This window comes from Amycolatopsis lurida, from assembly GCF_900105055.1.
In the GTDB taxonomy this organism is placed as follows: Bacteria; Actinomycetota; Actinomycetes; order Mycobacteriales; family Pseudonocardiaceae; genus Amycolatopsis; species Amycolatopsis lurida.
In genome coordinates this window covers 1488570-1507272 of the sequence record NZ_FNTA01000004.1, presented here as the reverse complement: position 1 = coordinate 1507272, position 18703 = coordinate 1488570, and the positions used below count along the sequence as shown (strand labels likewise).

Here is an 18703-nt window from a genome sequence, read left to right as displayed (position 1 = left end):
TTCTCCGCAGGTCTGAGCGGTGATTCTAGGCCCGCAGGCGCAGCCCCTTGGGAGTCGCCCGGAAACCCGCCTCCTGAAGGACGGCCGACAGCTCCGAGGTGAGCGCCACCTCGCCGTCGGCCTTCTGCACCGCGAGCTGCCCCAGCCAGCCTTCCCGCACCGCCGTGGACAGCGCCCGCGCGGCCGAGCGCAACCTGTCCTGATCCTCGGTGAAACTCAGCAGCGACCGGCCGCCGCGTTCGACGTACATCGTCGGGACGCCGTCCACCAGCACCGCCAGCGCGCCCGCTTTCCTTGCCGGACGGTGTTTCGTGTCGCCTGTCGCGGCAGGCCAAGGCAGCGCGGCGCCGTAGGGCTGGGCCGGGTCGGCGGCGGCGAGGACGACGGCGCCTTCCGTGGTGGTGCGCTGGTTCCCGGATTGCGCGCGCAGCCTGTCGACGGCGCCCTTCGCCGCGAACTGCGCCGCGCCGAGCCCCTCGACCACGTATCCCCGGACGACCTGCCCCGAATCCTCCATACCGCGCAAAACCTTGTAGATCCCCGAAAAACCGCCCGTCACGCGCTCGGTGTCGAGGGCGCCGCGGGTGAGGACGCCATGCCGTTCCAGGAAGGCCTCCGTCCGCGCCAGCGCGCGCCTGGTCGGATCCGCTTCACGTCCCGGGGTCAGTGCCCAGCGCCCGGCCACCGTCGGCGGCCCGGTGCGCGAAGGCATCGCCGGGCGGCCTGCCCGAAGCCGTGCGTATCGGCCGCGAGGAGCCTGCCGCCGTGACTTGTGCGCGGCGCCGGCACCGGAGACCTGCGCCCGCAGCGGGCCCAGCGTGTCCCCGGTGACCAGCCCGGCCCACACGAGATCCCACAGCGCCGCCACGACTTCACCGTCGTTGGGCGGGGTTTCGACCAACGGCGACGCCCGGTCCACGAGCTGGCGGAAGAACTGCGCTCCACCCTCCAAAGTGGACAGAATGGCTTCGTGGAGCGGGCCGGAGGGCAGATCGTCGTCGAGATCCGGCAACAGCAGATCGGCGACGTCCGTGGGCGCGAGCGCCAGCCAGCCGTCTCCGCCGGAAAGGGAACCGCAGCCGCACCAGGTGACCTCGCCCGCCGTGGTCAGTTCGTCGAGCAGTGAGGGTGTGTAGCCGGGCAGCCTGCTCGGCAGGATCAGCGACTCGACCGCGCTCGCCGGGAGCGGGGCACCGGCCAGTTGCTCGACCACGGACAGCACGTCGTCCGCCGTCGGCGCCGACCGCATCCGGGCCCCGATTCCGTGCCACGACGGCAGGAACCGGCCCAGCGCCGCCGGTTCGACCGGCTCGACCTCGGCCCGCAGCCGAGCCAGCGACGCCCGCCGGAGCCTGCGCAGCACCGAAGCGTCGCAGAACTCCATCCCGACGCCGTGGGTCTCCGGATGCCCGACGGGGCTCAGCTCGCCTCGGACCAGCCTGCCCTGCGCGGTCAACCTGTCCAGTACGCCGGTGACCACGGCCGTCCCGAGGCCGAACCGCTCGGCCGCCTGCCGGGCGCTGAACGGGCCGCGGCTGCGCGAATAGCGCGACAGCAGGTCGCCGACGGGATCTTCGACCGGTTCGGTGAACGCCTCCGGCACCCCGACCGGCAGCGCGGTGCCCAGCGCGTCCCGTACCCGGCCCGCGTCCTCGATGGCGATGAAACGTTCGCCGCCGCCGATACGGACCCGGATCACCCGCCGCGCGGCCTCCAGTTCCTCCAGCCATTCCCGCTGGATACCGCGCGCGGCGGCCTCCTCGATCGAGAGATCGCCGAGGAACCGCAACAGATCCGCGGCTTCTTCGGCGTTGCGGGCGTGCCTGTCCGGATCGAGGCGCTGCAGGGAACGCTCGACTTCGGCGACGACCTCGGCGTCCAGCAGCTCGCGGATCGCCTCGGTGCCGAGCAGCTCGGCCAGCAGTGTCGAATCCAGCGCCAGCGCGGCCGCGCGCCGTTCCGCGAGCGGGGCATCGGTCTCGTACAGGAACATCCCGACGTAGCCGAAGAGCAGGCTGCGCGCGAACGGCGACGCCGACGGCGTCTCGACCTCGACCAGCTTGACCTTGCGGGACCGGACATCGGACATCAGCTCGCGCAGGCCGCCGACGTCGTACACGTCCTGCAGGACTTCCCGCATCGCTTCCAGCACCACGGGGAACCGCTCGTACTTGGCCGCGACCGAAAGCAGCTGGGACGCGCGCTGCCGCTGCTGCCACAGCGGGGTGCGGCGACGCGGATCCCGGCGGGGGAGCAGCAGCGACCGCGCCGCGCATTCCCGGAACCGCGCGGCGAACAGCGCCGAACCGCCGACCTCGGCGACGATCAGCTGCTCGACCTCTTCCGGATCGAGCAGGACGTCCTCGACGCCGATGGTGACCTCGGCGCCGTCCATGTCCAGCGCCTCGGGCAGCCGCAGCACGATGCCGTCGTCGGAATGCGCGACCTGGGCGTCGACCCCGCGGTTCTCCCGCAGGCGGGCCGCGATCGCGAGCGCCCACGGCGCGTTGACCTGAGCGCCGAACGGCGAATGCAGGATGACCCGCCAGTCACCCAGCTCGTCGCGAAACCGTTCCAGCAGCACGGTTTTGTCGTTCGGCACATGCCGGGTGGCCGACTTCTGCTCTTCGAGGTAGGCCAGCAGGTTGTCGCACGCGTATTCGTCCAGACCGGCGACGGCGGCGCGTTCCCTGGCCGCCGACGGCTCCGAAGTGGACAGTTCGCGGACGAACGCGCCCAGCGCCCGCCCCAGTTCCAGCGGGCGGCCGGGGGCGTCGCCCTTCCAGAACGGCATCCGGGCGGGCTCGCCCGGCGCGGGGACCACGATCACGCGGTCGTGGGTGATGTCGGTGACCCGCCAGGAGGAGGTGCCGAGCAGGATCGTGTCGCCGACGCGGGACTCGTAGACCATCTCCTCGTCGAGCTCGCCCACGCGCGACCCCGGTTTGCCGTCGGAACCCGGCGTCATCACGGTGAACAGGCCGCGATCGGGGATCGTGCCGCCGGAGGTCACCGCCAGCCGCTGCGACCCCGGACGGCCGTGCAGTTCGCCGCTGACCCGGTCCCAGGTGATCCGGGCACGCAGTTCGCCGAATTCCTCGCTGGGGTACCGGCCGGCGAGCATGTCGAGCACGGCCAGCAACGCGTCGTCCGGCAGGGACGCGAACGGCGCCGCACGGCGGGCGAGGGCGGCCAGCTCGTCGACCGTCCACGATTCGAGCGCCACCATCGCCACGACCTGCTGCGCGAGCACGTCCAGCGGGTTGCGCGGATACCGCACCGCCTCGATCGCCCCGGAGGCCATCCGTTCCGCGACCACCGCGCAGGAGACGAGGTCCCCCCGGAACTTCGGGAACATCACCCCGCTCGACACCGCGCCGACCTGGTGCCCGGCCCGGCCCACCCGCTGCAGTCCCGAAGCGACCGTCGGCGGCGCCTCGATCTGCACGACGAGATCGACGGCGCCCATGTCGATGCCCAGCTCCAAGGAGGACGTCGCGACGACGCACGCCAGCCGCCCGGACTTGAGTTCCTCTTCCACATGGGTGCGTTGCTCGCGCGACATCGAGCCGTGGTGCGCCCGCGCGATCACCGGCGCCGCCCCGGTGGTGAGCCCGGACTGGCCGATCGCCTCGGCCGGATACCGCTGATCCGGCTCCAGCTCGACCTGTTCCGCGACGAGTTCGTTGAGCCGGGCCGTCATCCGCTCGGTGAGCCGCCGCGAGTTGGCGAACACGATCGTCGACCGGTGCGCCTGGATCAGTTCGAGGACGCGCTCCTCCACCGCGGGCCAGATCGACGGCCGCCGCGGTGCGCCGTCGATGTCCTCCAGCGAGCCGGGCAGCCGTGCGAGGCCCGCGTCGAGGTCTTCGTTCTGCTTCGGCCCTTGCGGACCGTCGAGATTGGACATGTCCTCGACCGGGACCTCGACGCGGACCTCGATCGTCTTCGCGAGCTTCGGCTGGACGACGGTGACCGGCCTGCCGCCCGCCAGGAACGAGGCGACCTCGTCGATCGGCCGGACCGTCGCCGACAGCCCGATCCGCTGGGCGGGCTTCTCCAGCAACGCGTCGAGCCGCTCCAGCGACAAGGCCAGATGCGCACCGCGTTTGCCACCCGCGACCGCGTGCACCTCGTCGACGATCACCGTCTCCACGCCGCGCAGCGAATCGCGGGCGGAGGAGGTGAGGATCAGGAACAGCGACTCCGGCGTGGTGACCAGCACGTCCGGTGGGGTCTTGCCGAACGAGCGCCGCTCGGCCGCGGTGGTGTCGCCCGTCCGCATGCCGACGCCGATGTCCGGCACCGGCAGCCCGAGCCGCCGCGACGCCTGCGAGATACCCGCCAGCGGTGCCCGCAGGTTGCGCTGGACGTCGACCGCCAGCGCCTTCAGCGGAGAGACGTAGAGGACGCGGCAGCGTTTCCGGGGCTCGGACGGTGGCGGCTCGACCGACAGCCTGTCCAGCGCCCAGAGGAAGGCCGACAACGTCTTGCCCGATCCCGTGGGGGCCACGACGAGCGCGTGCTGCCCCGCGTGCGCGGCACGCCACGCGCCCTCCTGCGCCCCGGTGGGCGCGGCGAAGGCCCCGGTGAACCAGTCCCTGGTCGCGGGGGAGAAGAGGTCGAGTACGTGTGCCACGCCCTCCATACTGCGCCGGACCACCGACAGTTTCGCTCCGAGGCTGTGACGAGACACCCGCTCGGGGACGAGTTCGGCGGGTTCCGCACGTGCGGTGACCTCGCTCATGGGAGCATCACCGCCAGCGCGGCCGGATCGGTACTGGGGCGGTCGCCGTTCGTCTGTGAAGGGGTATGAGCTGTGCGGATCCTGTCGGTGGACCTCGGGACGTCCAACACCGTGGCCGTCCTTTCGGCGCACGGGAGGCCCCCGCGCGTGGTCGAGGTCGACGGTTCGGCCAACATGCCGTCCGCGGTGTTCGCCACCGAGGAGGGCACGATCATGGTCGGCCGCGACGCCGAGCGCCGCGCCCGCCTCGACCCGACCCGCTTCGAGCCCAACCCCAAACGCCGCATCGACGAGCAGACGCTCCTGCTGGGCACCGACGTCATCCCGGTCAGCGAGGTGCTGGCCGCGATCCTGCGCCGCGTCCTCGACGAGACCACCCGCCAGCTCGGCGGCGACCTGCCCGACGAGGTCCGGCTCACTCACCCCGCGCAATGGGGCCCCACCCGCCGCAACGTGCTGCTGTCCGCCGCCCGGCTCGCCGGGATGGGCGGCAACCTGGTGCTCGTCCCCGAGCCGGTCGCCGCGGCCGCGCATTTCGCGTCGTTCCCCGGCAAGACCCTCGCGCCCGGCCAGGCGCTCGCCGTGTACGACCTCGGCGCCGGCACCTTCGACGTCGCGATCGTCGGCGCGACCCCGAACGGCGGCTTCACCGTCGTCGCCGAAGACGGCCTTCCCGACCTCGGCGGTCTCGACGTCGACCAGGCGCTGCTGGTGCACGTCGGCCGTGAGGTCTCGCACAAGGACCCCCAGCGCTGGCAGCGGGTCCTGCGGCCCGAGTCCACTCCGGACCGTCGTACGCGGCGCGCGCTGCAGGAGGACGTGAAGGCGGCGAAGGAAGCCCTCTCGCGGCACCCGCAGACCGAGGTCCCGATGCCGGAGCCGTTCGAAGACGTCCTCGTCACGCGAGGGGAACTCGAAGCGCTGGTGCGGCCGTCGATGCTGCGCAGTGTCGAGCTGATGTCGCGGGTCGTCCGTTCGGCCGGGATGACCCCGGATCGACTCGCCGGTATCTACCTCGTCGGCGGGTCGAGCCGTCTCCCGCTGGTCGGCAGCCTGATCGCGGAGAAGCTCGGCGTCGTCCCCGGCAGCCTGGACCAGCCCGAGACCGCGGTCGCGCTCGGCGCCCAGCACGTCGCTTCCGACGGCATCAGCTCGCGCACGCAGGGCGTCGAAGGGCAGGTCGCCGCGGGGACCGGCGCACACCCCGGCGTTTCGGGTCCGTACGCGCCACCGCCGCAGCAGGTCGCGTCGATCCCGGGGTATTCGGGCGGCGGCCCCGGCCAGTCCGGCGGTTTCCCCCAGTCGGGTTACCCGAACAGCGGCCCGCAGCAGGTGCAGCAGCCCGCGCCGACGAATTTCCCGACGTACTCGCTGGCCGGCCAGGCCTCCGGCGACAAGGCGCCCGCGAGCAAGAAGAAGCCGCTCGTCATCGGCGCCATCGTGGCCGTGGTCGTGCTGCTCGCCGCCGGGCTCACGTTCTTCCTGACGTCCTCTTCGGTGCCGACCTACACGGCCGACGAATGCAAGGTGCCCGGCGCGGCCGACGACAAGGGCCTCACCGGCTGCCTGCGCCAGCTCGCGGGGAAGATCGCCGACACCGGCGACTGCAAGCCCGGGATGGGCAACGGGCCGGCGAAACCGGCGGAGGATCTCGGCGTGACGTCGACCTGCTCCGCCCCGGGACGCGCCGGGACCCAGGTGACCTACTTGCAGAGCGACTCCGCGGACAAGCTCAAGGCCTACACCGACGGACTGCTCAAATCGGCCGGTGGGGACCGCACCGAGGCCAAATGGGCAGGCAACGCCCTGGAAGGCCAGTACTCCTCGGCCGCCGGGCGGAACGCCGCCGTGCTGGTGTTCACCGTGACCGACCGGCCGCTGGTCGGTTTCATCTACCAGGTCCCGGCGGAAGGCCAGAATCCGACGCCGGGCGAGCTGGCCGACTACTTCGAAAAGAGCGTCCAGCCGGGCGAATAGCCGCTGTTTTCGCGTGAAGGCCCCCTTCCCTCGGCTCAGCCGAGGGAAGGGGGCCTTCACGCGTTTCCGCCGGGGTGCCGGGCTAGACTTCTCCCGATGCGTATCACGGTCTTCCGGCGGCTGATGGCCGACGAATTCGGTCCCGGACGTGCGGAAACGCTCTCCAGGGATCACTCCTTCGGTGAACTCGGGGGCCGGACCGTCGAACAGGCTCTCGACGCGGGGATCTCGGCCAAAGACGTCTGGCGAGCGGTCTGCGACGCCTTCGAGATCCCGCCGGAGCGGCGCTGACCTCGGCAAAGGGACAAGAACCCTAGCGCGACGGCGTGTCGGCCACGGCCTCGAACAGACGTTCGTCTATGGTGTTGTCCACAACGGGGTCAGCGATCCACAGCTTGGGCGCGAGGCCTGGAATTGTCGGTGGTCGCCCGTAGCGTCGGACCCGACAGCTCAGAACTGAACAAGCCCTACCCGGCTCAACCAACGAGGTGGACTCCATGGCACCAGCAGCACCCGACAAGGACAAGGCGCTCGAACTGGCCCTCGCCCAGATCGACAAGCAGTACGGCAAGGGTTCGGTCATGCGCCTCGGTGAAGAGGGCCGCGCGCCGATCGAGGTCATCCCCACCGGCGCCATCGCGCTCGACGTCGCGCTCGGGATCGGTGGCCTCCCCCGCGGCCGGGTCATCGAGATCTACGGTCCGGAGTCCTCCGGTAAGACCACCGTCGCGCTGCACGCGGTCGCCAACGCGCAGAAGAACGGCGGCATCGCCGCGTTCATCGACGCGGAGCACGCGCTGGACCCGGAGTACGCCAAGAAGCTCGGCGTCGACACCGACGCGCTGCTGGTCTCCCAGCCGGACACCGGTGAGCAGGCGCTCGAGATCGCGGACATGCTGATCCGCTCCGGCGCGCTCGACATCCTGGTCATCGACTCGGTCGCCGCGCTCGTGCCGCGCGCCGAGATCGAGGGCGAGATGGGCGACAACCACGTCGGCCTCCAGGCCCGGCTGATGAGCCAGGCGCTGCGGAAGATGACCGGTGCGATGAACAACTCCGGCACCACCGCGATCTTCATCAACCAGCTGCGCGAGAAGATCGGCGTCATGTTCGGCTCCCCGGAGACCACGACCGGTGGTAAGGCGCTGAAGTTCTACGCGTCGGTCCGCCTGGACGTCCGCCGCATCGAGACGCTGAAGGACGGCGGCGAGCCGGTCGGCAACCGCACCCGTGTCAAGGTCGTCAAGAACAAGGTCGCGCCGCCCTTCAAGCAGGCCGAGTTCGACATCCTTTACGGCAAGGGTGTTTCCCGCGAAGGTTCGCTGATCGACATGGGTGTCGACCAGGGCATCCTGCGCAAGTCCGGCGCCTGGTACACCTACGAGGGCGACCAGCTGGGCCAGGGCAAGGAGAACGCCCGGAAGTTCCTGCTGGACAACCCGGACATCGCCAACGAGATCGAGAAGCGCATCAAGGAGAAGCTCGGCATCGGTGCCGCTGTCGACGCCGAAGCCGCCCCCGCGCCGGTCGACTTCTAAGGGGCCGCGGGATCGGGAGGTGTGTGCTCGCGGAGAGCGCTCGCCTTCATCCCTTCGCCGTGCCTTCTGGGGGTCGAACCCCCCAGGCCCCGTCAAGGGGGCTCCGCCTCTTGGATCCCCGCCAGGAGGCAAGCCCCCTGGGCCTCCGGGCCTCGGGTGCGATTCGTTGTTGCCTTCTGAGGAGTGAGAGCTGAATGCGTGCGCCCAAGGTGGATCCGGCGGAGCTGCCGCCGGACGAGCGGAGGAAGAAGGCCAAGGAGATCTGCTTCGATCTCCTGGCCGCGCGCCCGCGTTCCACGGACGAACTGCGTCAGGCCCTCAAGCGCAAGGGCTTCGACGAGGAGACGACGGAGACCCTGCTGGGTAAGCTGGACAAGGCAGGGCTCATCAACGACGCCGAGTTCGCCGAGATGTGGGTGCGTTCCCGCCATGCCAACATGGGCCTGGCACGGAACGCCCTGGTAGCCGAGCTCAAACGCAAAGGAATCGATGGGGATATCGCCGTCCAGGCCGCCGACGAGGTGGACCGAGAGGCAGAGGAGCAGCGCGCCCGAGAGCTGGTACGGAAGCGCATGCGCTCCTTGGGCAACGTCGACGAGCAGACGGCGATCCGCCGCCTGCTGGGCTTCCTCGCCCGCAAGGGCTATCCCCAGGGGCTGGCCTACACCGTGATCCGCGACGAACTCCGCGAGTTCGGCGCCGAGTCGGCGCTGCTGGACGACGCCACCCTCGACTGAGCTTCCTCATCTGAGCCGCTCGCCGGCCGTGCGGGCACACTTGCCCGCCGGCCGGTGTTTTGCGTTCAGGCAGGCCGACTTGCGTCATGGAACGGCCGACACGCTCGCGGCCGAGTTCCGCCGCGAGTCGCCTGTCTGGACACGCGTGTCGGCCGTTGGATCACGCGTGTCGTCCCTCTGATCACGCGTGTCGGCCATCCGATCACGCCAGACGCCGTGTTCCGCGCATGCGAGACGCCGGAGCGTGGCTCTGACCAGCGCCGATACGACCGATCAGGAATCGAGAAGCGTCGGAGGCCTGCCCGGAAATAGCGTTATCGGCATGAACTTCATCGACGCCATCACCCTCGAAGCGGCCGATACCGAGGCCGCCGAACGCTTCTACACCACCGCCTTCGGGCTCGGCTCCGAGCTGCGGCTGCGGGCTTCACAGGAGCCGTCCACCGGCTTCCGCGGCTACACCCTCTCCCTCACGGTTTCCCAGCCCGCCAACGCCGACGCGCTCATCGACGCCGCCGTCGCCGCCGGGGCGACCGTGATCAAGCCCGCCACGAAGTCGATGTGGGGCTACGGCGGAGCCGTGCGGGCTCCGGACGGGGCGATCTGGAAGATCGCCACTTCGGCGAAGAAGAACACCGGACCGGCGGTCCGCGAATTCGACGCCATCGTGCTCCTTCTGGGTGTCGCCGACGTGGCCGCGAGCAAGAAGTTCTACGTCGAGCACGGCCTCGCCGTGGGGAAGAGCTTCGGCCGCGTCTACGTCGAGTTCGAATCCGGCTCGAGCCCCGTCAAGCTGGCGCTGTACAAGCGCAAGGCCTTGGCCAAGGACGCCGGCGTGTCCCCTGAGGGCACCGGCTCGCACCGCATCGCGATCTGCGGCGCGGCGCCGTTCACCGACCTCGACGGGTTCGTCTGGGAGACCTCGACTCTCGCCACCCAGTCCTGATGTGCCACTACCGGATGCCCCCGCTCGCCGCTTACCGAGGAGAAACCGCCATGACCGCCACGTACGAAGGATTCACGGCCGAAGAGAAGGCCGCGATGAAGGAACACGCCCAGGACATGAAGAAGGCGGCCCGCCGCGGTTCGGCCGCGGACAAAGCGGCGGCGGCCGAGCAGGACGTGGTCGCGAAGATCGCCGAGATGTCCGATGAGGACCGGGCGCTGGCCGAGCTGGTCCACACCGTCGTAAAGGCGAACGCCCCGATGCTCGCGCCGAAACTCTGGTACGGCCAGCCCGCCTACGCGCTGGACGGCAAGATCGTCTGCTTCTTCCAGGCGGCGGCCAAGTTCAAGACGCGGTACGCGACGCTCGGCTTCAACGAGGCCGCTCGGCTGGACGACGGCGCGATGTGGGCGACGGCCTTCGCGCTGACCGGCGTCACCCCGGAGGTGGAGCAGCGCATCGCCAGCCTGGTGAAGCAAGCCGTCAGCTGACGAGAGTGGCAGCCTGTTTTACCGCGTGAGTGGCCACTCGCGAGACAGCGGCGAAACCCTAGGCTCGGGTGATCACTGGGAGGACCACATGATCACCATCGCTCCGCTGGAGCCCGAAGACCGCGAAGGCTGGGAACACCTGTTCCGCGCGTACATCGCCTTCTACGAACGTGTCGCGCCGCAAGAGGTCTACGACCGAGCCTGGCGTGAATTCCAGGCAGGGGAACGGATGCACGCGCTCGGGGCCCGCGTGGGCGGCGAGCTCGCCGGGATCACGCATTTCCTGGTGCATCCCAGCACTTCCGCGCTCACCGACGTCTGTTACCTGCAAGACCTGTTCACGGCGCCGGAAGCCCGGGGAAAGGGGGTCGCGCGGGCGTTGATCGAGGCCGTCGCGGATTGGGCGCGCGACCGCGATTGCGACCGGGTTTACTGGCACACCAAGGAATCCAACGCCACCGCGCGCCGCCTGTACGACCAGGTCGCGGTCAATCGCGGTTTCCTCCAGTACCAGCTGCCGCTCTGAAAACAGCGAGGGCCACCCGTCACACGAGTGGCCCTCACAACACGGATCAGAGCTTCGAAGCCTCCGCCGCGAACGCTTCGATCTTCCCGAAATCCTTGGCCGCCAAGGCGTCCTTCGGCGTCAGCCACGAACCACCGATGCAGCCCACATTGGACAGTGCGAGATAGCCCGGCGCGGTCTTCACGGTGATCCCGCCGGTCGGGCAGAACTTCAGCCCAGGCAGCGGCCCGCCGATCGACTTCAGGTACGCGACGCCGCCGCTGGCCTCGGCGGGGAAGAACTTCAGCGCGGTCAGCCCGCGTTCGGCCAGTCGCATCGCTTCGGACACCGTGCTCGCGCCCGGCAGGAACGGCAGCCCGGTCTCGAACGCGGCGTCCAGCACCGAGTCCGTGCAGCCCGGGGTCACCAGGAACTTCGCGCCGGCGTCTGCCGCCTGCTTCGCGTGCTCGGGCGCGGTGACGGTCCCGGCGCCGATGACGATCTCCGGAACCTCCGCGGCGATCCGCTCGATGGAGGCGAGTGCCGCCGGGGTGCGCAGGGTCAGCTCGATCACGCCGATCCCGCCCGCGAGCAGGGCCCGCGCGGTGGGCACGGCGTCCTCGGCGTCGTCGAGCACGACGACGGGCATCACGGGGGACAGGCCGAGCAGGTCGGCGCCGGTGGTCACTGGGTTACCTCCACAGGGGTCAACGTGTGCGCCGGAGCGCCGAAGTGTTCCGGCGTGAGCGGTCCGAACACGCTCGCGCCCTGATCGGCGGGGCCGACCGCGCGGCGCAGCGCCGCGAACAGCTCCCGGCCGGTGCCGGTCCAGGATGCCTCCGAAGGAGGGGAGTCCACCAGTTCACGGCGGGCGAGTTCTTCGTCACCCACGAGGACGTCGAGCGTCCCGGCCTTGGCGTCGAGGCGGACGACGTCGCCGTCGGCGATCCGCGCGATCGGGCCTCCCACCGCGGCTTCCGGGGTCACCTGGATCGCCGCCGGGATCTTGCCGGACGCGCCCGACATGCGGCCGTCGGTGAGCAACGCCACCTGGTGCCCGCGGTCCATCAGCACGCCCAGCGCCGGGGTGAGCCCGTGCAGCTCCGGCATCCCGTTGGCCTGAGGACCCTGCTGCCGGATGACCACGACGACGTCGCGGTCCAGCTTGCCCGCCTCGAAAGCGTCCTTGAAGGACTTCTGGTCGGTGAACACCCGCGCCGGGGCCTGGACGATCCGGTGCTCCGGCGCCACGGCCGACACCTTGATCACCGCGCGGCCGAGGTTGCCCGCGACCATCCGCAGCCCGCCGTCGGCGGCGAACGGCCGCCACACGGGACGCAGCACGTCCTCGTCGAGGCTGCGCGTCGGGACGTCACGCCAGACCAGCTCACCCTCGGACAGGATCGGCTCCTGCCGGTACCGGTGCAGACCAGGTCCGGCGACGGTCCGGACGTCCTCGTGCAGCAGGCCCGCGTCGAGCAGGGTGCCGACCAGGAACTGGATGCCCCCGGCGGCGTGGAAGTGGTTGATGTCGGCGCTGCCGTTCGGGTACACGCGGGCCAGCAGGGGGATCACCGACGACAGATCGGAGAAGTCGTCCCAGGTCAGCTGGATGCCCGCGGCGGCGGCGATCGCGACGAGGTGCATCGTGTGGTTGGTCGAACCGCCCGTGGCGAGCAGTGCGACGACACCGTTGACGACGGCCTTCTCGTCGATCACGCGCGAGATCGGCGTGTACTCCGCGCCTCGCGAAAGCTTCACCACGCGGCGTCCGGCCTCTTCGGTGAGCGCCTTCCGCAGCGGCGAGTTCGGCTGCACGAAGCTGGCGCCCGGCAGGTGCAGGCCCATCACCTCGACGACCATCTGGTTCGAGTTGGCCGTGCCGTAGAAGGTGCACGTTCCCGCCGAGTGGTACGAAGCCGCTTCGGCGTCCAGCAGGTCTTCACGGGTCGCCTTGCCCTCGGCGTAGAGCTGGCGCACGCGCGCCTTCTCCTTGTTCGGCAGGCCGGAGTTCATCGGCCCGGCGGGTACCAGGATCGCCGGGAGATGCCCGAAGGACAGCGCCCCGATCAGCAGGCCGGGAACGATCTTGTCGCAGACGCCGAGCAGCAGCGCCGCGTCGAACATGTCGTGGGAGAGCGCGATCGCGGTCGACATCGCGATCACCTCGCGGCTGAACAGCGACAGTTCCATCCCGGGACGGCCCTGGGTGACCCCGTCGCACATCGCGGGCACGCCACCGGCGAACTGCGCCACCCCGCCCGCCTGGCGGACCGAGCCCTTGAGCATCGCGGGGTATTCCTGCATCGGCTGGTGCGCCGAAAGCATGTCGTTGTAGGACGAGACGATCGCGACGCCCGGCGCCCGCACGGCGCGCAGTGCAGCTTTGTCGACACCTTCCATCGCGGCGAAGCCGTGGGCGAGGTTGCTGCAGTCGAGGCCGCGCCGCATCGGTCCTTCTTCGTGGGAGGCGGCGACGCGCTCGAGGTGAGCGGCGCGGGTTTCGGCGCTGCGGGCGGCGATGCGCTCGGTGACTTCGGCGATGATGGGGTGGACGTTCGGGGCGGTGCTCATTGTCCGGCTCCGGATCACTGGTCGTGGTGGTCCGCGGGACGGCAACGCTGACGTCGCTGGGTCGTGACAGTGGCCACAGTACCTCGGGGGAAAGCCCGAATCAAAATCGATACAGAAGATCGACTCGCGTGACCTCCGTCACGTCATTGGGTTCCACTGTGCTACTTGTCACATTGCACAACGCGCGGCAGAGTCGAGACGGCGAGGAATCGCCGGCCTTCGAAGGCTCAAGCGGCCAACCGAACCGACCATCGGGAGGTACCGATGTCCACCACAGAGATCGCCGAGCTTCGGCGAGCCATCGGTCAGTTGAGGCAGTGCGTCGGCGCGCTGCGATCCCGATACGGCGACGCTTCGGCGGTACGACGCCTGGCGAACGACGTCGAGCGGCTCGACATCGACGCGACCGACCTCGACACGACCCCGAACGCGGTGCCCGCGCAGGCGAAGGCCGCCGACCGTGTCCAGATTCCCGACACGCCCTACGACCCGGCGCTGTGGCAAGGCGCCGATGACGAAGGCGTCGGCGGCTACAAGCGCGACCAGCGGTGAGCGCCCCCGCCGGCAATGAGGCCGGACGGGGTACGGGGGTCCGCGCGCCGTCGCGGGCCCGGATCGCCGAAAAAACGCTGCGCACCGACCGGTGGTGGCTGTCCCCGCTGCTGACCGTCCTCGGCCTCTCCGCCTTCATCATCTACGCGACGATCAGGTCCTTCGTGCGCACCGCCTACTGGGTGCCCGAATACCACTACCTGACGCCGTTCTATTCGCCCTGCGTCTCGGAATCCTGCGTCGAAGGCTCCCGGCATTTCGGGGCCTGGATCGGCGAACTGCCGGGCTTCATCCCGCTCGGCTTCCTCGTCCTGCCGTTCCTGCTGGGCTTCCGGCTGACCTGCTACTACTACCGCAAGGCCTACTACCGCGCGGTCTGGTTCTCGCCGCCCGCCTGCGCGGTCGCCGAACCGCACGCGAAGTACACCGGTGAGACGCGGCTGCCGCTGATCATCCAGAACGCCCACCGCTACTTCTTCTACGTGGCCGTGGTCGTCTCGCTGGTCAACACCTACGACGCGATCACCGCTTTCCACGGCAAGACCGGCGGATTCGGCTTCGGCCTCGGCAACATCGTGCTGAGCGGCAACGTGATCCTGTTGTGGGCGTACACGTTGTCGTGCCACTCGTGCCGTCACGTGACCGGCGGCAGGCTCAAGCACTTCTCGAAACATCCGGTCCGCTACTGGATCTGGACGCAGATCACGAAACTCAACACCCGCCACATGGCACTGGCGTGGACGACGCTCGGCACGCTCGTGCTGACCGACCTCTACGTGATGCTCGTGGCGAGCGGCGCCATTTCGGATCTGCGGTTCATCAACTAGCGGCGCGGGAACCTCCCGTCCCCGGCGACAAGCTTTGAGGTGGCTCTTTTCATGACCGAGGTCGAACGGCTCAACTACGACGTGGTGGTGATCGGTGCCGGCGGTGCCGGTCTCCGCGCGGTCATCGAAGCCCGTGAACGCGGCTTCAGCGTCGCGGTGGTGTGCAAATCGCTCTTCGGCAAGGCGCATACGGTGATGGCCGAGGGCGGCTGCGCGGCGTCGATGGGCAACGCGAACTCGAACGACAACTGGCAGGTGCACTTCCGCGACACCATGCGCGGCGGGAAGTTCCTCAACAACTGGCGGATGGCCGAACTCCACGCCAGGGAGGCGCCGGACCGGGTCTGGGAACTGGAGACCTACGGCGCCCTGTTCGACCGCACCGCCGACGGCCGGATCAGCCAGCGCAACTTCGGCGGGCACACGTACCCGCGCCTGGCGCACGTCGGCGACCGCACCGGGCTCGAACTGATCCGCACGATGCAGCAGAAAATCGTTTCGCTGCAACAAGAGGACTTCAAGGAAACCGGTGACTACGAGGCGAGGATCAAGGTCTTCGCCGAATGCACGATCACCGAACTGCTGACCGAGAACGGCCGGATCTCCGGCGCCTTCGGGTACTGGCGCGAGAGCGGCCGGTTCATCCTGTTCGAGACGCCGGCGGTGGTGCTCGCCACCGGCGGCATCGGCAAGTCGTTCAAGGTCACCTCGAACTCGTGGGAGTACACCGGTGACGGGCACGCGCTGGCGCTGCGGGCCGGGGCGAAGCTCATCAACATGGAGTTCGTCCAGTTCCACCCGACCGGCATGGTCTGGCCGCCGAGTGTGAAGGGGATCCTGGTCACCGAAGGCGTCCGCGGTGACGGCGGGGTCCTCAAGAACACCGAGGACAAGCGGTTCATGTTCGAGTACGTCCCCGAGGTCTTCAAGGGGCAGTACGCGGACAGCGAGGAAGAAGCCGACCGCTGGTACACCGACGCCGACAACAACCGGCGCACCCCGGATCTGCTGCCGCGGGACGAGGTCGCCCGCGCGATCAACTCCGAGGTCAAGGCCGGCCGGGGATCGCCGCACGGCGGGGTCTTCCTCGACATCGCCAGCAGGCTGCCCGCGGAGGAGATCCGCAAACGGTTGCCGTCGATGTATCACCAGTTCAAGGAACTCGCCGACGTCGACATCACGAAGGAACCGATGGAGGTCGGCCCCACCTGTCACTACGTGATGGGCGGGATCGAGGTCGACCCGGACACCGCGTCGTCGAGCGTGCCCGGGCTGTTCGCCGCGGGCGAGTGCTCGGGCGGCATGCACGGCTCGAACCGGCTCGGCGGCAACTCGCTGTCGGATCTGCTGGTCTTCGGCCGCCGCGCGGGTCTCGGTGCCGCGTCCTACGTGTCGGAACTGAAGGACCGTCCCAAGGTCAGTCAGTCCGATGTGGACGCCGCCGCGGCGATGGCGCTCGCGCCGTTCGACCCGCCGGGCAACGGTGTCGAGGAGAACCCGTACAGCCTGCACACCGAGCTGCAGCAGTCGATGAACGATCTGGTCGGCATCATCCGCAAAGCGGAGGAGATCGAGCGGGCGCTGGAGAAGCTCGGGGAACTGCGCGAGCGGATCAAGCGGGTCACCGTCGAAGGGCACCGGCAGTTCAACCCCGGCTGGCATCTCGCCGTCGACCTGCGGAACATGCTGATGGTCAGCGAATGCGTCGCGAGGGCCGCGCTGATGCGGACCGAGAGCCGGGGCGGGCACACCCGCGACGACCACCCGGGCATGGACGCCCAGTGGCGCAACAAACTCCTGGTCTGCTCGGCGACGCCGGGCGACAACCCGGTGGTGCCGGAGATCGGAATCGAGGTCAAGGCGCAGACCCCGCTGCGGCAGGACCTGCTGGAGCTTTTCGAACTGTCCGAGCTGGGGAAGTACTACACCGACGAAGAACTGGCCTCGCACCCCGGGAGTCCGGCATGAGCTACAAGGCGAGTTTCCGGGTCTGGCGTGGTGACGCCGATTCGGGTGAGCTGCAGGACTACAGCGTCGAGGTCAACGAGGGCGAGGTCGTCCTCGACATCATCCACCGGTTGCAGGCCACCCAGGCCTCGGATCTGGCGGTGCGGTGGAACTGCAAGGCGGGCAAATGCGGTTCGTGCTCGGCGGAGATCAACGGCAAGCCGCGGTTGCTGTGCATGACGCGGATGTCGACCTTCACCGAGGACGAGGTCATCACCGTGACCCCGATGCGGACGTTCCCGGTGATCCGCGACCTGGTGACCGACGTGTCGTTCAACTACACCAAGGCCCGCGAGATCCCGTCGTTCACGCCGCCCCCGGAGCTGAAGCCGGGGGAGTACCGGATGCAGCAGGTGGACGTCGAGCGCTCGCAGGAGTTCCGCAAGTGCATCGAGTGCTTCCTGTGCCAGAACACCTGCCACGTGGTGCGTGACCACGAGGAGAACAAGGAGGCCTTCGCCGGCCCCCGGTACCTCATGCGGATCGCCGAACTCGAAATGCACCCCCTCGACGTCGCCGACCGGCGTGACGAGGCGCAGGAGGAGCACGGGCTCGGGTACTGCAACATCACCAAGTGCTGCTCGGACGTGTGCCCCGAGGGCATCCACATCACCGACAACGCACTGATCCCGATGAAGGAACGCGTCGCGGACCGGAAGTACGACCCCATCGTCTGGTTGGGGAACAAGCTGTTCCGGCGGGACAAGTAGTCACCTCTCGTGAGTGGTAAGGACGGTTCTAACCGTCCTTACCACTCACGAGCTAAATCGGTTGCCGCCGCCCCTATGCCTGTCGCACACTTACCCGCACACCGACCAAGGAGGACACATGACACGACGTTGTTACGCCATGGCCCTTGGTATGGAAGAAGAACACGGCTCCCGGCCGATGTCCTAGCAGGACGTCGCACACGTGGAGCCGCCCATCGGGAAACCGAACCGGGCGGCTCTTTCTTTCGGTGACCCTGATTTCTGGAACGAAGCAGTCCGGTGCGCGGCGCGCGCCGGACTGTGTTCCAGGCCAAGGCGCGTTGGTCCAGCGGAAGGGATACCGGGTTTTCACCCCGGTGACGTGGGTTCGACTCCCACACGCGCTACGCCCCGGCACGGCGGGGAAACCTGTTCGGTCGTACCGGTGCGGCGGTGTGGGGTCCGTGTGTCCCATACCGCCAGACGCGCACGGTCCGGCGACCGGCCGGGATTCATAGCCCCGGCCAGCCTGGCTCGACACCAGGGTGCGCGACTCAGCTCACTTTGCGGGCGCTGTGCACGTCGCCGCTTTCGTGGCGGCGCAGGACGAGGTCCCGGAAGCCGTTGTCCCGCAAGCCTTCTTCCAGATTGAGCCCGTTCGTGGCGACGGCCACCAGCAGACCGCCCGTCATCAGGCTCGCGGCGACGCGACCGAGATGAGCGGGAGAGTCCAGGAAGGCCACGACGACGTCGAAGGCACCCATCACCGGCAGCCGGGCGAGCTGGTGGACCTCGTACGAAACCCCGACGGGGTCGCGTTCCTCTTCGCGTTGCGCGGCCGCGATCAGCTTCTGATCCGCGTCGACACCGACCACGCGGCGAGCGCCCTCTTGCCGGAACAGGCGCGGATAGCGGCCATCGCCGCACCCGACGACCAGGATCGACCTGCCCGCCAGGTCCGGCATCGCTTCGAGCAGCGTCGCGGCCTGGTCCGCCATACGGCCGACGCTAGCCGAGCGACCGCTGTCCCGACAGGACCAAGAGGCCTATCCCGAAGTACATGAAGGCCCCCTTCCTGTACCTGGGCGCAAGGAAGGGGGCCTTCATGTACTT

General features: G+C 69.2%; 15 protein-coding genes and 1 tRNA gene. 12 read left to right on the top strand and 4 right to left on the bottom strand.

Annotation, left to right across the window (positions count from 1 at the left end; translation table 11 throughout):
• Nucleotides 1-25: 25 nt before the first annotated feature.
• On the bottom strand, nucleotides 26-4648 hold the full coding sequence (locus tag BLW75_RS12200; protein WP_034312285.1) for an ATP-dependent helicase: 4623 nt from the start codon (nucleotides 4646-4648) through the stop codon (nucleotides 26-28).
• Between the two features lie 171 nt (nucleotides 4649-4819).
• On the opposite strand from BLW75_RS12200, the gene BLW75_RS12195 reads away from it, so the two are divergent.
• The 7 genes from BLW75_RS12195 (at nucleotide 4820) to BLW75_RS12165 (ending at nucleotide 10962) form a co-directional block, all read left to right on the top strand.
• Complete coding sequence (locus BLW75_RS12195; RefSeq protein WP_034311998.1) at nucleotides 4820-6724, top strand: Hsp70 family protein; 1905 nt, start codon at nucleotides 4820-4822, stop codon at nucleotides 6722-6724.
• Nucleotides 6725-6820: 96 nt separating this feature from the next.
• Nucleotides 6821-7015: a DUF3046 domain-containing protein gene (locus BLW75_RS12190; protein WP_034311995.1), complete on the top strand. Its 195-nt coding sequence runs from the start codon at nucleotides 6821-6823 to the stop codon at nucleotides 7013-7015.
• Nucleotides 7016-7221: 206 nt separating this feature from the next.
• The gene (gene recA / locus BLW75_RS12185) at nucleotides 7222-8262 is read left to right on the top strand and encodes a recombinase RecA (RefSeq protein ID WP_005164741.1); all 1041 of its coding nucleotides are present in this window, start codon (nucleotides 7222-7224) and stop codon (nucleotides 8260-8262) included.
• 209 nt (nucleotides 8263-8471) lie between these two features.
• Nucleotides 8472-8999 (top strand): regulatory protein RecX, encoded by a 528-nt coding sequence (locus tag BLW75_RS12180; protein WP_198935739.1) that lies wholly within the window; start codon nucleotides 8472-8474, stop codon nucleotides 8997-8999.
• Nucleotides 9000-9321: 322 nt separating this feature from the next.
• On the top strand, nucleotides 9322-9945 hold the full coding sequence (locus BLW75_RS12175) for a VOC family protein (protein WP_034311989.1): 624 nt from the start codon (nucleotides 9322-9324) through the stop codon (nucleotides 9943-9945).
• Between the two features lie 50 nt (nucleotides 9946-9995).
• Complete coding sequence (locus BLW75_RS12170; RefSeq protein ID WP_034311987.1) at nucleotides 9996-10436, top strand: iron chaperone; 441 nt, start codon at nucleotides 9996-9998, stop codon at nucleotides 10434-10436.
• A gap of 88 nt (nucleotides 10437-10524) precedes the next feature.
• The gene (locus tag BLW75_RS12165; RefSeq protein ID WP_034311984.1) at nucleotides 10525-10962 is read left to right on the top strand and encodes a GNAT family N-acetyltransferase; all 438 of its coding nucleotides are present in this window, start codon (nucleotides 10525-10527) and stop codon (nucleotides 10960-10962) included.
• Nucleotides 10963-11008: 46 nt separating this feature from the next.
• Here BLW75_RS12165 and eda read toward each other — a convergent pair whose 3' ends face one another.
• Both eda and edd read right to left on the bottom strand, forming a co-directional pair.
• Complete coding sequence (gene eda / locus BLW75_RS12160) at nucleotides 11009-11629, bottom strand: bifunctional 4-hydroxy-2-oxoglutarate aldolase/2-dehydro-3-deoxy-phosphogluconate aldolase (RefSeq protein ID WP_034311981.1); 621 nt, start codon at nucleotides 11627-11629, stop codon at nucleotides 11009-11011.
• A complete protein-coding gene (gene edd / locus BLW75_RS12155) occupies nucleotides 11626-13515 on the bottom strand; it encodes a phosphogluconate dehydratase (protein ID WP_034311979.1) in 1890 nt (629 codons plus the stop codon). Before edd ends, eda begins: the two co-directional genes overlap by 4 nt.
• 264 nt (nucleotides 13516-13779) lie before the next feature.
• Between edd and BLW75_RS12150 the strand changes: the two genes are divergently transcribed.
• From BLW75_RS12150 to BLW75_RS12130, 5 genes are all read left to right on the top strand, one after another.
• The gene (locus BLW75_RS12150) at nucleotides 13780-14067 is read left to right on the top strand and encodes a hypothetical protein (protein WP_034311977.1); all 288 of its coding nucleotides are present in this window, start codon (nucleotides 13780-13782) and stop codon (nucleotides 14065-14067) included.
• Nucleotides 14064-14894 (top strand): hypothetical protein, encoded by an 831-nt coding sequence (locus BLW75_RS12145; RefSeq protein ID WP_034311975.1) that lies wholly within the window; start codon nucleotides 14064-14066, stop codon nucleotides 14892-14894. Before BLW75_RS12150 ends, BLW75_RS12145 begins: the two co-directional genes overlap by 4 nt.
• Before the next feature lie 51 nt (nucleotides 14895-14945).
• Nucleotides 14946-16862 carry a fumarate reductase/succinate dehydrogenase flavoprotein subunit gene (locus BLW75_RS12140; protein WP_034311973.1) on the top strand — a complete coding sequence of 639 codons (1917 nt, stop codon included), beginning with the start codon at nucleotides 14946-14948 and terminating at the stop codon, nucleotides 16860-16862.
• Nucleotides 16859-17611: a succinate dehydrogenase/fumarate reductase iron-sulfur subunit gene (locus BLW75_RS12135; protein WP_005164720.1), complete on the top strand. Its 753-nt coding sequence runs from the start codon at nucleotides 16859-16861 to the stop codon at nucleotides 17609-17611. The genes BLW75_RS12140 and BLW75_RS12135 overlap by 4 nt, the downstream gene beginning before the upstream one ends.
• 314 nt (nucleotides 17612-17925) lie before the next feature.
• Nucleotides 17926-17997: transfer RNA gene (locus BLW75_RS12130), tRNA-Glu, on the top strand.
• Nucleotides 17998-18144: 147 nt separating this feature from the next.
• Here BLW75_RS12130 and BLW75_RS12125 read toward each other — a convergent pair.
• The gene (locus tag BLW75_RS12125) at nucleotides 18145-18588 is read right to left on the bottom strand and encodes a class I SAM-dependent methyltransferase (protein WP_034311970.1); all 444 of its coding nucleotides are present in this window, start codon (nucleotides 18586-18588) and stop codon (nucleotides 18145-18147) included.
• Nucleotides 18589-18703: the final 115 nt, after the last annotated feature.